Consider the following 13,712-nt stretch of genomic DNA (forward strand, 5'->3'; position numbering starts at 1 on the left):
CTGAAGTCCGGTTTGCATTGGCGAGCGTCCGAGAATGACCGATCCCCTCACACATGTCGTCGGGTTGCTCAGGCCCAATGCCTCGTTCTCGAAGCTGGTCAGCGGCGGTGGCCACTGGGCCGTTCGCCGCTCCGACAACGGACGCCCGTTCTACGCCGCCGTGCTCGACGGGGCATGCCGTCTTGCCGTCGATGGGCAGGCCGAGGTCGTTCTTCAAACGGGCGACTTCGTCCTCATCCCGGCAGCCCATGCCTTCACGACCTCCAGCCTCGAACCACCGGCACCCGGCTTTTGGCCTGACCCCGTCGAGGTAAGCCCGGGGGTTTTCCGGTTGGGCGCACCGGGTGAGGCACCGCACGTCCGCATGATCGTCGGGCACTGCGCCTTCGCGTCGGACGACGCGGATCTGCTCGTGTCGCTTCTGCCGCGATTCGTACATGTCCGCGGTGAGGAACGGCTGACCACGCTCCTAAGCCTCGTCAACGGCGAGACGCGCAGCGACAGGCCCGGCCGTGACGTGGTCCTGGCCCGGTTGCTGGAGGTGCTGCTGATCGAGGCGTTCCGCTCGACCACGGGGCCGGCGGCGCCATCCGGACTGCTGCGCGGGCTTGCCGACGACCGGCTTGCGGCGGCGCTTCGGCAGATGCACGAACATCCCACCCGAGCCTGGACGGTGGCCGACCTCGCCAGGGAAGCGGGGCTGTCCCGGTCCACGTTCTTCGAACGGTTCCGGCGCGAGGTCGGCGTCACGCCGATGGACTACCTGCTGGCATGGCGCATGGCGTTGGCCAAGGACGTGCTGAGTCGCGAGCCGGCGGGAATGGCCGAGGTGGCCGAACGCGTGGGCTATAGCTCGGCGAGCACGTTCAGCGTCGCCTTCGCGCGGCACGTCGGCAAGCCGCCGATCAACTACGCCCGCGAGCGGCGTATGGGCTGATCCGGGTCGGCCAACGACTGGGGGAGCCGTTTTCGCGACTCCGAAGGTATCGCATGCGGGGTAACGGCACCCGCTACGCGCTACGGTATTTCGAGGTCCTGCGGATCCGCCGTCGGCCTGTCTGGTTAATCCGGGGCTTGTGCCGGCGGGCCGCTCATCGCGTGACCTTAGAAGCAGGCAGGGGCAGCTTCGGAAGTTTCTCGCAGAGCGCAACCAGTCGCCGCTTCCGGCAATCGACACCGACGTCGAGGCTGCACCGAAAGCCATGAACCCATACCAGCGGGAAGGTCGAGCAGCAGCGTCAGCCTTCCGGAAACGAAGGGTTCCGGATACCGCCTTCTTTGCTCTGCCCCGCCGGAAAGTCGCTCCCCTCATTGGCGGCTTTGATGAAGTCCAGGAACGCCCGTAGCGGCGGCGGTACCAAGCGGCGGCCGCTATAATACAGAAATGGACCCGGGAAGGACGGCCACCAATCCGGCAATACGGGCTCTAAGGTGCCGGCCTTCAAATGAGGCCTAAGCCAGTCCTCGAACAGGGCGATGATGCCGGAACCGGCGACAGCCATATCCACGGCGAGGTCCATCGCACCACTGATGCTGACGATCAGGGGGCCCTGCGGCTCTATGCGAATGAGCTCGTCAGCCCGATCGAAGTCCCAGGGGCTGAAGAGCGAACCGTTGTCGAACCGCCCGCGCAAGCACCGATGCCGAAGGAGATCGCTCGGGTGGATGGGCTCACCCCAAGCCGCGAGATACGAGGGCGCGGCAGCGACCGCCAACCGCTGGACGCGCGGCCCGATGGGAATAGCGATCATGTCCTGTTCGAGACGGTTGTCATAGCGGATACCAGCGTCCGCCCCGGCTGCCAGCACGTCGACGATGGTGTCCTCGGTGACGACCTCGACTTGGATATCCGGATACGACCTCAGGAAGCCGGCAAGCAGGGGAGGCAGTACAAGACGCGCCGCGCTGACCGGAACGTTCAGCCTCAGCGTTCCCGCGGGCGTGTCGCGGAAAGCATTCACGCTATCCAGTGCCGCCTGAACTTCGCCGAGCGCGGGAACGAGCCGCTCCACCAACCTGTGGCCTGCTTCGGTCGGGGTCACGCTTCGGGTGGTGCGATGGAGCAGCCGCACGCCGAGCCGCGCTTCCAATCGTCGTACCGTCTCGCTCAGCGTCGTCGGGCTCACGCCCAACGAGCGCGCAGCCTCACGAAATCCTCGCGACCGCGCGACCGTCAGGAAGGCAGTGAGATCGTCGACGTTGGCCCCCAATGTCCAAATTCCCGTACAGCCCGTCCCGACAATGGCGGATTATCGGATGAATTGGCAAGACGTAGATATTGGGCATCGGCCACCCCCTGATCGTCACCAACGGAGGTTCACATGTCCCACGCAATCGTCGACCGCGCCCCGAACCGCGATTCGAAGCGTACGCTCGCCAACGTCCTTGAAGTCGCGGTCACTCAGGAAAGATTGGTCCCGGGCCGGATCGAAGACGTTTTCGATTTCGTGGCGGCTGAAGACGTCCTCCCGAAGATCCTTACCGGCTACGGCCTCGTGCCGGCCGTCGCATTCACCTCGAACGTCTCGGGGCCGTGGGATGAGCCCGGTTCCGACCGCACCGTACACCTCGCGGACGGCAGCACCGTCAGCGAGGGTGTGACGCACTATCAGCGTGCTTCCTACTTCGCTTACCGCGTCAGTAACCCGAGCTTCTCGTTGAAGCATCTGATGGTCGAGGCGCGTGGGCAGTTCTGGTTCGAGGAACGCGATGGCGGCGTTCAAGTCAGGTGGACCTACACCTTCATCGCAAAGAACCGGTTTGCGAAACTCCCGCTGATGCTCTTCGTCAAAACGCAGTGGAAGGGTTTCATGGCGGTTTGCATGGATAACATCGGCAAGCACTTCGCCGGCAAGTGAGAAGGACGATGCTCACCTGAATGGGCCGCACCGGTGCTCCCCGGGCGGCGCCAAGCCCTGAAGCCTCCCATCACCCCTTCCCAGCGACGCCTCAGCCCTCACGCGGCGACGGATCGAGGCAACCGTCAAGGCTTGGTCAGGATGGCGCTGGCGATGACGTCGGAGAGGTGATCGACGCGTGCCGCGAACGACGGCTGGTCGTGGAGCCAGGCGAGCGCACTCACCAACGCGAACAGGTCGGTGCCGTTGAGGTCGGCTCGCGCCTTGCCCTCCTCCTGGGCGCGGACGAGGAGGTGGGTGCCGGCCGCCTTCATCGTGACGCAGGAGGCGTGGAGCGGTGAGTCCGGCTCGGCGATGGCCTTCACCATCGCGGCGATGGCACCTCTGAAATCATGCGTGAGCGCCACGATCTCGCGCATCCATGAGGTCAGCGCGGTCTCTGACGCCGTCGACCCTTCCAGTTCGTGCGCCCTGTCCGTGAGGGCGTCGAAGCTCGTGCGGAGCAGGGCTTCGAGCAAGGCCTCGCGCGTCGGGAAGTGCCGGTAAAGCGTTCCGAGGCCCACCTCCGCCCGACGGGCGATCTCGCGCAGCGACGCGTCGGCGCCCTCCTCGGCCACGACCCCACGCGCGACGACCAGCAGGTGGTCGTAGTTCTTTCTCGCGTCCGCTCGCATCGCCCTCACTTGACAAACGGAGCACCGCTCCGGATATGCGGGGCAGTGCTCCGGTAAACGGATACATCATCTGCGGCGGAGGTGGAAGTTATGGCGACAGAAACGATGAAAGCGATCCGATTTCACGAGTTCGGTGGTCCCGAGGTGCTGGTCTATGAGGATGCCCCGAAGCCGGAATTGAGGTCCGGCGAAGTGTCCGTCCGCGTCCATGCGGTCGGTCTCAATCCCCCCGACTGGTACCTGCGCGACGGGTACCGGATGCTTCCTCCCGAGTGGCAGCCGCAGGTCGCTTTTCCCGCCATTCCGGGAACCGACATCTCGGGTGTCGTCGAGGCAATCGCCGACGACGTAAAGAGCGTTTCCGTCGGGGACCCGGTGTACGCGATGGTCCGCTTTCCCGGCGGCCTCGCGGGGGGCAGCAGAGCCTATGCCGAGTATGTCAGCGTGCCGGCCTCGGAAGTTGCCCTCAAGCCGACGGGCATCGACCATGTACACGCCGCCGGAGCACCGATGTCGCTGCTCACCGCCTGGCAGTTCCTGGTCGAGCTCGGGCACGCCGAACCGAATCCGCTTCAGCCGACCCAGCACGAGATGGCGCCGCTCGAAGGAAGGACCGTCCTCGTGAACGGGGCCGCGGGCGGCGTAGGCCACTTCGCGGTGCAGATCGCGAAGCTGAAGGGTGCACGCGTCATCGCCGTGGCATCGGGTAAGCATGAGGCGTTTTTGCGCGACCTCGGCGCCGACGCGTTCAACGACTACACCAAGACGGCACCCGAGGACGTCGCGCATGACGTCGATCTGGTCGTCGACGCCGTCGGTGGCCCCACGACAGGCCGTTTCCTACGGACCCTGAAGCGCGGCGGCGCCTTGTTCCCGATCTTTCCCCTTGGCTTTACCGGCGCCGGGGAAGCGGAGAGGCTGGGCGTCACGGTCTCGACGACCCAGGTGCGCTCAAACGGAGCGCAGTTGGCGGAACTCGCACGCCTGCTCGATGCCGGGACGATCCGCGTCGTCGTCGATAGCACCTACCCGCTGGCTGAAGCTCGCGAAGCGCACGAGCGGGCGGCCCAGGGGCACATCCAAGGCAAGATCGTGCTCACGGTCGCATGAGGATGGCGGCTTCGATGATCATCCTGATAGGATACGTCCAGGTGCAGGCAATGGATGCGGTTCGGTTCCTCTCCGACGTTCAGGCGCTTGCCCCCGCAACGAGGGCGCGGGAGGGATGCCTGTTCTATTCAGTCGCCGCGGAGGATGCGGCTGCCGGACGGATGCTGGTCGTGGAGCGTTGGCGGGACCAGGCCTCGCTGACGGCTCACCTTGAGGCATCGGACACCGTTGCGTTCGTCGGGAGGTGGTCGAGCAGGATGGTGGGCGGTCTCCACAAGTTCGACGCCACCAACGAACGGACGATCATGGACTGAAGGCACGAGGCTGACGTTCGGCGGCCGCACCCAGCTAGTCTCGCACCGAAACCCCAAATGGTCGCGTCGGCGAGCGTCCATGCGTGGCGAGCGATGCCGGCGAACCAAAGGGCGGCCTCGCACCTTCGACATTGAATGCGCCGTGGCACGAAGCCTGCCCGCCTGCGTTCGGAAAGGGACCTGCCCGATGAAGCGACCGATGGGGACCGAGACCAAGCCGAGGCTCGTCGGCGTGAACCATGTCGCGCTTGAGGTGGGCGACCTCGAAGCCGCGCTTACCTTCTACGCGGCGATCTTCTCGTTCACCCTACGCGGCCGGGTTGAGGGACACGCCTTCATCGACCTGGGAGACCAGTTCCTCGCGCTTGCCGAGACGTCCGCGGCGGCTGCGCGCCCACCCGACTTCCGGCCGGATGGGCACTTCGGCTTGGTGGTCGACGACCGCAGCCGTGCGAGGGCCCTGGCCGAGGCCGCTGGGGCACGCATGATCGAGGGAGCCTTCCTCGACTTCCTCGATCCCTGGGGTAACCGCATCGAGGTCATGGAATACGCCGACATCCAGTTCACCAAGGCGCCTGGAGTTCAGGCCGGCATGGGCCTCGACCTGCGCAAGACCGACAAGGCGCTGAAGGATCTCGGGGCCAAGGGGATGACGCCCTGATCAGGACGGCCGGAAGGCGGGACCGCATCCGAGCTCGGGTCACTTCACCAGGCGGACCCGAGTTAAGCCTCAGATGAACGACGGCGCGAAGCCGGAGGGGGCGTCAGCTCGCGATCAGGGCGAACCCATTCCGGCAACGCAAGATGATGATCGTCGGCGGCTCAGGTAGCGAGTGACTGCCCAGTCCTAACCGACGCTCAATGCTTCGGTTGGTTCTTCCGGAAGCGGCCGCCGTGCCGGGTAGGGCTGCCTTGGACGGCAGCCCTGTGACAAAGCTTCAAAGCTTGCCCTCCGCAAGAAGCTCGCGCGTGCGCGTCAGAGTCGACAGCAGGGCCGCCCTGTAGCCCTTGTCGCCGTCGAACTGCGCCTGCTCGGTCTGCTCCTCGGGTCCACCCGGCGCCTTCCCGCGCAGGCCGAGGTAGCAGTAGAACCGGAGATGGAGCGCGCCGGCGTCATCCTCGAACAGCTCGTTCACGATGGCGCCCTCCCGAGGACCGGTGGCCTGGAAGAAGGTCACCTTGGCCTCGGGCTCGAAGGCGATGATCTCGCGCAGGTCGACGCCCGCGATAGTGGCCTCGCGCACGATGTGCGTCGCGCTTTCCTCCACAACGTCGCAACGCGTGCAGAGGTTGGGCGGCAGGAACTGGCGGGCGTCGCGGGCCTTGAGGACCAAGCCCTGCCAAGCCTGGGTACGGCTCAACTTGGTCTCGCCTTCCGGGTTCACCGGGACGGTCGCGGTCGAGTAGATCATGACGATGGTCCTTCCGTTGATGATTGCGTGTGGCCCAGCCGTCAGGCCGAGGCCGCGATCTCGGCCGCAAGGTTGCGGTAGGTGCGCAGGGGGCGGCCCAGGAGTGCGGTCAGGCGCTCGACGTCGCCGGCCTCGGGGACCATGCCGTCGGTGAGGAAGCGCTCGGCCATGAGGCGCATGTCGTAGGCCATCCACCCCGGCATGAACTGGCGGAGGTTCTGCTCGAACCCGGCGGTGTCGTCGCCACCGTAGGCGACCGGGCGGCCCAGCACCTCCGACCAGGTCTTGGCCACGTCCGCGCCGGTCAGCGTCTCGGGACCGACGACGTTGATCCGGTCGAGGGGGAGCGGCCCGGTGGCCTCTTCGCGGCGCATCAGTTCGATGGCCGCGATCTCACCGAGGTCGCGTCCGTCGACCATGGCAAGCCCCTTGGCGCCGATGGGCATCGGGTAGACGCCGTGCTGCAGGACGACGTCCTTGATCGTCAGTTCGTTGCTCATGAAGTAGGCCGGGCGCAGGATGGTGGCCTCGAAGCCCATCCGCTCGATCATCCGCTCCACGCCGAACTTGCCGGCGAAGTGCGGCACGTTCACGTAGACGTCGCTGTGGATCACCGAGAGGTAGACGATCCGCTTGATCCCGGCCTCCCGGGCGACGTTGAGCGCGATCAGAGCCTGGGTGAATTCGTCAGCCACGACCCCGTTGAGAAGGAACATGGTCGAGACGCCCGCGAAGGTGCTCCTCAGGGATTCGACGTCCAGCATGTCGCCTTGGACGACGGCGACGCCGGCCGGCAGGCCGGCCTTGGCCGGATCGCGGACAAGGGCGCGGACATCGGCACCGCGCTGCACGAGATGGTCGACGACATGGCGGCCGATGGTGCCGGTGGCGCCGGTGACGAGGATGGTCATGGTGTTTCTCCGGGTTGCTGTTGGTGACAAGCCGGAATTTAGCGATCCACGTCCGCTCCGAAAGTCGCTATATCTGGACGGTCCGTCTCTCTGGTGGAACGCATGGATCTCCTCGCCCTCGCCGACTTCAACCTCGTCGCCCGCCACGGCGGGTTCGGGCGCGCCGCGCGGGCGGCCGGGCGTCCGAAGGCGACGCTGTCTCGCCGGGTGGCTGACTTGGAGGCCGCCCTCGACCTGCGCCTGTTCGAGCGCGGAGCGCGCACGCTGAAGCTCACCGAGGAAGGGCGTGCCCTGCACGAGCGGACGGGCATGCTGCTGGCTGAACTCGAAGAGACCGCGGCAGCAATTGCCTCGGGCAGCACAAAGCCGCGCGGCCGGCTTCGGATCAGTGCGCCGCTCCTGTTCTCGCAGGTCGCCATGGGAAAGCTGGCGGCCGGGTTCGCAGCCAAGCATCCGGAAGTTCGGCTGGAGGTGACGACGGAGGACCGGGGCGTCGACATGGTGGAGGAGGGGTACGACCTCGTGATCCGGGTCAACCCGGACATCGACGAGAGCTTGGTGGGGCGCGTCTTCCTGCGTGACCGTCTGGTCGTGGTGGCGAGCCCGGAACTGGCTCGGCCGGCGGGCAACCGGACCGTACCGGCCGTGGTGCGCGGCCCGGGCGGAAGCGATGCCTGGAAGGTCGCCGCACCCGGCGGACTATCGCGCATCGCCTTCGAGCCGGTGCTGCGGCTATCGTCACTCATCATGGTCCGCGATGCGGTCCGAGCCGGCGTCGGGGCCGGGTGCCTGCCGGTCTCGCTGGTCGGCCACGACCTCGCCGCGGGCACCCTGCTCCACTGGGGCGATGTCGATGGCCCCGATATAGCGCTCTGGACGCTTTACCCCTCGCGCCGGCTGCTCAGCGCCCGTGTGTCGGCATTCCTGGACCACCTGAAGCGAGCATTCCCCAACGGGACGCCCGACGAGCTGGCCTCCTACGCCGCGGGGTGACGCAAGGTTCCCTGCGCGACGACCCTGGCCAAGCCGAGGCTGACCGCGGATGGACCGGACCTGCTGGCCCTTCGCAAGCATCTACGCCTGAAGGATACCGTCTGCGAGGAAGGTACCGCCCCGGAGCCGTATGACTACACTTCCGTGCCGAAGACCTTCCGGCAATACGCGACAAGGCGGTCGGGCCGGTCGGCATCACCGCGGAAGGCGATGTGACCGTCGGGGCGGACCAACACCAGCGCCGGCTCCCCTTCGAGCCCGTAGGCGCCGTGCGCCTTGCCGTCCATGTCCGAGAGAACAAGGGCGTCGGCGCCGGCGACCAATGGGCCGGCGAGCACGAGGCGCGGTCGGAGGCTTTTCCAGGGAGCCACCGCCCGGATCGCATCCGGGAGGGCCTGCCCCGCCTTGTCCGAGCGCCCGTCGAAGCACAGCAGCGCCCATCCGGTCGTGCGTCCGTCCGGGTTGTAGAGGAACGGGAACAGCGTGGTGGTCTCGCCCCGGTGGACGACCTCCGCGTCCGGCGCGCGTTCGCCGGACCGAACCCCACGACCCGTGATCCGGTCGCCGATGCCGGTCAGGTGGTCGTCGTTGAGCAGGCTGTTCGGATAGCCCACGGAGATCTGTTGCAGGTCGTTCGTACCAAGGATCAGCGAACCGATGTTCGGCAGGATCCTGGTGGCCACACTCAGAACCGTGTCGGTGACCGCGCCGCGATAGACCGACGTCCGCATTCCCTTGTTCTGCTGCTCGCACAGGCGGGCATGCTCGCCACCGCGCTCGCCATCGTAGGAACCGAGGAAGACGGGAGCGGCCTCGCCCCGCAGGGTCATGGCCAGCCGCCACGCGATTTCGATGGAATCGTGGAGCCCCGCGTTCATGCCCTGGCCGCCGATGGGAAGGGACAGGTGCCCGGCGTCGCCCGCCAGGAATACACGTCCCTTGGCGTAGCCCGGCGAGACGCCGCTCTGGAAGCGGCTGTGGGTGGACCACTGGAGGTCCGAGAGCGTCAGTGTCTCGTCGCCCACGACCTCGCGCGCCAACGCCTGGATTTCGTCGAGCGTCGGGTCGCGGTCAGGCACGCCGGCGTCGTCACCGAGGAAGAACAGCCGGTGGTAGCCGCCCCAGACCGGCATGACGCCGGCAAGCCCGTGCTCGTAGTAGAAGAACCAGAGCTGGTCGGGCTCCAGCGACCTGCGCCAGGAAAGCTTGGCGTCGACCTGCCGGTTCATGCGACCCTCGAACCGCTCCGTCTCGAAATCAAGGTCAATTCGTGTTCGAAGGTCGGGCTCGACGACGCGCGAGGGCGGCTCACTGACCGGGGAAGGCATGTCCGGTCGAGGCGGCATCCGGTCCCTCCGGGGCGGGCCGCGCGAGTGCGCGCAGACGCGGCTCCCCGACCTGGGAGAGCATGTCGCCATGGACCGGTTTCCAGCCGAGCTCCGTCCGGGCGCGGTGGTCGAGCGAGCGGCTGCACGCGGAATAGATCATCGCGCCCCGCGGACCGAACATCTTGTGCGCCTCCTCCATCGAAAGGCTGCGGGTCGGTACGCCCAGGTCCCGGGCGACGGCCTCCGCGATCCACCTCCAGGCAAACTCTCCACCGGCTGCATGATACAGGGCGCCGGGTACGCCACGCTCGATGGCCAGCGAGTACAGCCGAGCTAGGTCGGCGTGGTGGATGCTCGAATAAGCCGCCAAGCCCGAACCGACGTAGCAGGCCGCCCCCGCGGTCGCGACGGTGCGATAGACCCGGGCCACCTGCCCATTGTCGCCCGGCCCCCAGATCGCCGGCGGCCGGATAACAATGCCGCGAACTCCTGTTTCCGTCGCCGCACGCACGATGCGCTCCGTCCTCACCCGCTCGCTCAGGAATGCGACGGGTTCGAACGGGTCGTCTTCGGCCATCGCGTCCGAAGTCCATTCACCGCCCGTTCGCTTCATGAAGACGCCGCTTCCGGAGGTGAAGATCAGCGTCTTGCCCGTCCCAGCCAGCGCCTCGCACAACTGTTCAAGGACGACGGGTTCGCGATCCAACTCGACCTGAGCGGCGTAGACCACCGCGTCGGCGTGGCGTGCGGCCGTCGACACGGTGGCCATGGCAGCGTCGAGGTTGCCCGACACCGGCGTGATCCCGTCCGCTGCCAGCTTCGCGCCGGCCTCCTTCGTCCGCGCCAGGCCGGTGACCTCGTACCCCTCCTCCACGAAGTGCCGAGCGAGCACGCCGCCGAGGTAGCCGGTGGCGCCGATGACAAAGATGCTTTTCGACATGGGTGATGCCTCGACGAAGCGAGCCGAATGTGCGGATGAAGCGAGGAAGGTTGCGGGGTCTGGGACGTGCCGTGCGGGAACCGACCTAGACCGAGGCCCGGGCCACCTCGCCGAGGAGGTCTACGTGCCGCGGTTCCCACCCCAGCATTCGACGGGCCTTCGCGCTCGATGACTGGCTGTTCGAAGACCAGTAATCCGCCATCGGCGGAAAGCCGATAGCTTCGGCGAGGGCGGCACGTTCCAGGGCCACGGTCTTCCCGCCCAGCCCCATGCCGTGGCTGAGGGCGACGGCTATGTCCTGGGTGAGTAGGCCGTTTTGGGCCCCGGCGTGGAAGAGCTGCCCGGCAGGGGCCTTTTCGAGGGCGAGTACGAAGAGGTCGGCCAGGTCGTCGACATGGACGAAGGTCCAGAGATTGTCGGCTGACCCGTCCGCGTAGGGGACTGCCCCCAATCGTTCGGCGGCGGCCCGTATCATCCAGAACACGGCGCGGCCGTCGCCACGCCCGTACACGTTGGGCGGTCGCAGCACGATGCCGCGCAGGCCCGGCGCGTTCAGGACCATCTTCTCGATTTCGAGGCGCATCTGGAGCGCCCGGACGGCGGGCAGTTCCGACGCCGCAATGGGGGTATCCTCATCAAAGACGACCGACCCGGTGTTTCCCAACACCCCCGTCCCGCTGGTGTAGACGAGCGGCTTGTCGCTCCCCTGCAGCCCGGCGATCAAGGCTTCGACGGCCTTGGCATCGAGGGCATTGGATGCCGCGAAGTCGCCCGTACTCATGTCGAAGGCATTGTGGATGACGCCGTCTGCCGCCTCGGCCGCATGCGTGAGGGTTTGCGTATCGGTGAGGGCACCGTGGAGAGGCTCGATGCCTTTGCTTTCCAGGTTCCGTGCTGAATCGTTGGAACGGGCGAGTGCCACGATCCGGTTCCCTGCTTCCAGCAGCCTTTGGACGATGGCGCTTCCGATGTAGCCGGTGGCACCCGTCATGAATACTTTCATGGTCATATCTCTATCTAAGGTTGTTTTTTAAGGCTTGTGTCGGTCATTGGCACAGGCGGTTGGGACCATTGATGTTGGAGGGGCTCGGTCCCTCGGCGGCTCAGAAGACGAGCGCACTCTTTCCTCGGACATGCCTTTGCAGGATCGCATCGTAGGCTTTCGGTGCGTCAGCGAAGGGGTGGGTTGCGCTGACCTTCCAAGCGAAGTCGCCTGCCGCGATGCCGTCCACGATGCGCTCGACCACCCTTGGGTCCCGCCGTCTCCAGATCTGCTTGATGCGCAGCGAGGAGGGTTGCATCGCGGCTATGGACCCGATGAGCCCGTCCGGTCTCACGCGGTCCAGCGAGGCTTGCGTCGCCTCGTCCGAAGCCGCCATGTCGATGGATGCATCGAACCGATCCGGCCAGGCCATTTCCAGCCGCTCGATGAGGCCAGGTCCGTACACGACCGGGATCGCGCCGAGCGAGGCGAGGTAATCCTGGTTGGCCTCCGAGCCGGTGGCCACGACGGCGATGCCCTGCCGTCGTGCCAGTTGCAGCGTAATCGACCCGACGCCTCCCGCGCCGCCGTGCACGAGGAGCGAGGAGATCGGGCCGAGCTCCTCCATAATCGTCACGGCGGTCTGCGCCGCCCCGGCCAGCGAGCCGGCGACCTCCCAGGGAACCGACAACGGGCGCTTCACCAGGTTGGCGATGGGAACGTCGATGACCGTGGCATGGGTGAAGTCGCCACCTGATCCCAGGACCTCGTCGCCGACCCTCCATCCCCCGGCATCGCCGTCCAACGCGACGACCGTGCCGGCGAACTCGGTGCCGAACGACAGCGGAGGGGTGCCGTGGCGGAGCTCGCCCGTCATCCGGCGGGCATCGACCGGATTGATCCCGGCTGCCCTCACGGCGATGCGCGCAAGCCCAACGCCAAGCGGCGGAAGTTCGAACGTGGTGAACTCCAGCACGTCGGATTGCCCGTACCGCTTGGCGGTCAAAGCCGTGGTTTCCATGTTAGCGGCCTCTCTTGGAATGCTTCGCGCCAGCCTGCGGGGATCAGACCAGTTCGGAGAGGGAGGCGAAGTCGAAGCCCTTGAGGGATTCCGGGTCCCGTCCTTGTGTTTTCAGGACCCAGTTGGGGTCGCTGAGCAGCGCCCGTCCGACCGCGATGAGGTCGAACTCGTCCCGTCCCATGCGCTCGACCAATCGATCCAGTCCCACGCTGGTGGAGCTCTCGCCACGGAACGCGGACGATGAATCGGCGGACAGGCCGACCGACCCGACTGCAATCGTCGCCGCCCCCGTCAGCTTCTTGGCCCACCCGGCGAGGTTGAGGCCGTCCTCGCCATCGATCTCCGGGAACTCAGGCTCCCAGTACCGGCGCTGGGAGCAATGCAGGATGTCCACGCCCGCCTCCACCAGGGGCAGTAGCCATTCGGTCATGAGCTTCGGCGTTTCGGCGAGCCTGACCGTGTAGTCCTGCTGCTTCCATTGGCTGACGCGCAGGATGAGCGGGAGGTCGGGCCCGATGGCCGATTTGACAGCGGCGACGGTCTCGCCCGCGAACCTAGCCCGTTCCTTGAGGGTCGCGCCCCCGTACCGGTCGGTGCGCAGGTTCGTGCCGGACCAGAAGAACTGGTCGATGAGGTATCCGTGCGCGCCGTGGATCTCGACTGCGTCGAAGCCGAGCCGCTTGGCCTCGGTCGCCGCCGAGGCGAAGGCCGCCACCGTGTCGGCGATGGCCTCCTCGCTCATGGCCTCTCCCCGCGGCGCATCTGGTGCCAACAGGCCGGAGGGGCTCTCGACCGGGGCGTCCGGCTCCCATTGCAGGTGCTTGGTCGATCCGGTGTGCCAGAGTTGCGGCGCCATCCGGCCGCCGGCCTCGTGGACGGTGTCGATGACGCCCTTCCACCCGGCGAGGGCGGCCTCTCCGTAGAAGGACGGTACGTCGGGATGATTGCGCGACGCGGGGCGGTCGACGACCGTGCCCTCCGAGAGGATCAGCCCGACCTGTCCCTCGGCCCGACGCCTGTAATAGGCCGCGTTCGCCTCGCGCGGGATGCCACCCGGTGCCATGGCGCGGGTCATCGGCGCCATGACGATGCGGTTCTTCAGGTCGAGCGACTTGAGATGGAAGGGGCGAAACAGCGGAGCGGTGTCGGGGACGGACATTGGGAAACCT

General features: G+C 66.8%; 15 protein-coding genes. 6 read left to right on the forward strand and 9 right to left on the reverse strand.

The features are described 5' to 3' along the window. The first annotated feature begins 34 nt into the window (after positions 1-34). Entirely contained in the window at positions 35-937 is a 903-nt protein-coding gene (locus ACYQPG_RS17465; RefSeq protein WP_461231363.1) for an AraC family transcriptional regulator, read from the forward strand. Between the two features lie 301 nt (positions 938-1,238). On the opposite strand, the gene ACYQPG_RS17470 is transcribed toward ACYQPG_RS17465, so the two are convergent. Continuing rightward, positions 1,239-2,210, reverse strand: coding sequence for a LysR family transcriptional regulator (locus ACYQPG_RS17470; protein ID WP_461231364.1), 972 nt, complete (start codon positions 2,208-2,210; stop codon positions 1,239-1,241). A 111-nt stretch (positions 2,211-2,321) separates the two neighbouring features. Here ACYQPG_RS17470 and ACYQPG_RS17475 point away from each other — a divergent pair, with 111 nt between their 5' ends. Beyond that, positions 2,322-2,858 (forward strand): SRPBCC family protein, encoded by a 537-nt coding sequence (locus ACYQPG_RS17475; protein WP_461231365.1) that lies wholly within the window; start codon positions 2,322-2,324, stop codon positions 2,856-2,858. Between the two features lie 125 nt (positions 2,859-2,983). On the opposite strand, the gene ACYQPG_RS17480 is transcribed toward ACYQPG_RS17475, so the two are convergent. Next, on the reverse strand, positions 2,984-3,532 hold the full coding sequence (locus ACYQPG_RS17480; RefSeq protein ID WP_461231366.1) for a TetR/AcrR family transcriptional regulator: 549 nt from the start codon (positions 3,530-3,532) through the stop codon (positions 2,984-2,986). Between the two features lie 90 nt (positions 3,533-3,622). Between ACYQPG_RS17480 and ACYQPG_RS17485 the strand changes: the two genes are divergently transcribed. The 3 genes from ACYQPG_RS17485 (at position 3,623) to ACYQPG_RS17495 (ending at position 5,617) form a co-directional block, all read left to right on the forward strand. Beyond that, positions 3,623-4,642, forward strand: a complete 1,020-nt coding sequence (locus tag ACYQPG_RS17485) for an NADP-dependent oxidoreductase (RefSeq protein WP_461231367.1) — start codon at positions 3,623-3,625, stop codon at positions 4,640-4,642. Between the two features lie 14 nt (positions 4,643-4,656). After that, the gene (locus ACYQPG_RS17490) at positions 4,657-4,956 is read left to right on the forward strand and encodes a putative quinol monooxygenase (RefSeq protein WP_461231368.1); all 300 of its coding nucleotides are present in this window, start codon (positions 4,657-4,659) and stop codon (positions 4,954-4,956) included. A 187-nt stretch (positions 4,957-5,143) separates the two neighbouring features. After that, entirely contained in the window at positions 5,144-5,617 is a 474-nt protein-coding gene (locus ACYQPG_RS17495) for a VOC family protein (RefSeq protein ID WP_461231369.1), read from the forward strand. A 277-nt stretch (positions 5,618-5,894) separates the two neighbouring features. On the opposite strand, the gene ACYQPG_RS17500 is transcribed toward ACYQPG_RS17495, so the two are convergent. Together ACYQPG_RS17500 and ACYQPG_RS17505 are read right to left on the reverse strand one after the other, a co-directional pair. Further along, positions 5,895-6,368: an AtaL-like protein gene (locus tag ACYQPG_RS17500; RefSeq protein ID WP_461231370.1), complete on the reverse strand. Its 474-nt coding sequence runs from the start codon at positions 6,366-6,368 to the stop codon at positions 5,895-5,897. A gap of 41 nt (positions 6,369-6,409) precedes the next feature. Then, positions 6,410-7,279, reverse strand: coding sequence for an NmrA/HSCARG family protein (locus ACYQPG_RS17505; protein ID WP_461231371.1), 870 nt, complete (start codon positions 7,277-7,279; stop codon positions 6,410-6,412). Between the two features lie 102 nt (positions 7,280-7,381). On the opposite strand from ACYQPG_RS17505, the gene ACYQPG_RS17510 reads away from it, so the two are divergent. Further along, positions 7,382-8,272, forward strand: a complete 891-nt coding sequence (locus ACYQPG_RS17510) for a LysR family transcriptional regulator (protein WP_461231372.1) — start codon at positions 7,382-7,384, stop codon at positions 8,270-8,272. 134 nt (positions 8,273-8,406) lie between these two features. Here ACYQPG_RS17510 and ACYQPG_RS17515 read toward each other — a convergent pair whose 3' ends face one another. From ACYQPG_RS17515 to ACYQPG_RS17535, 5 genes are all read right to left on the reverse strand, one after another. Then, positions 8,407-9,690, reverse strand: coding sequence for an FAD-dependent monooxygenase (locus ACYQPG_RS17515; protein ID WP_461231373.1), 1,284 nt, complete (start codon positions 9,688-9,690; stop codon positions 8,407-8,409). Then, on the reverse strand, positions 9,581-10,540 hold the full coding sequence (locus tag ACYQPG_RS17520) for an NAD-dependent epimerase/dehydratase family protein (protein ID WP_461231374.1): 960 nt from the start codon (positions 10,538-10,540) through the stop codon (positions 9,581-9,583). The genes ACYQPG_RS17515 and ACYQPG_RS17520 overlap by 110 nt, the downstream gene beginning before the upstream one ends. A gap of 85 nt (positions 10,541-10,625) precedes the next feature. After that, a complete protein-coding gene (locus ACYQPG_RS17525) occupies positions 10,626-11,549 on the reverse strand; it encodes an NAD-dependent epimerase/dehydratase family protein (protein WP_461231375.1) in 924 nt (307 codons plus the stop codon). Positions 11,550-11,643: 94 nt separating this feature from the next. Next, positions 11,644-12,543, reverse strand: a complete 900-nt coding sequence (locus ACYQPG_RS17530) for an NADP-dependent oxidoreductase (protein ID WP_461231376.1) — start codon at positions 12,541-12,543, stop codon at positions 11,644-11,646. 43 nt (positions 12,544-12,586) lie between these two features. Further along, a complete protein-coding gene (locus tag ACYQPG_RS17535) occupies positions 12,587-13,702 on the reverse strand; it encodes an NADH:flavin oxidoreductase (RefSeq protein ID WP_461231377.1) in 1,116 nt (371 codons plus the stop codon). Between the last annotated feature and the right edge of the window lie 10 nt (positions 13,703-13,712).

This window comes from Methylobacterium sp. CM6246, from assembly GCF_054818005.1.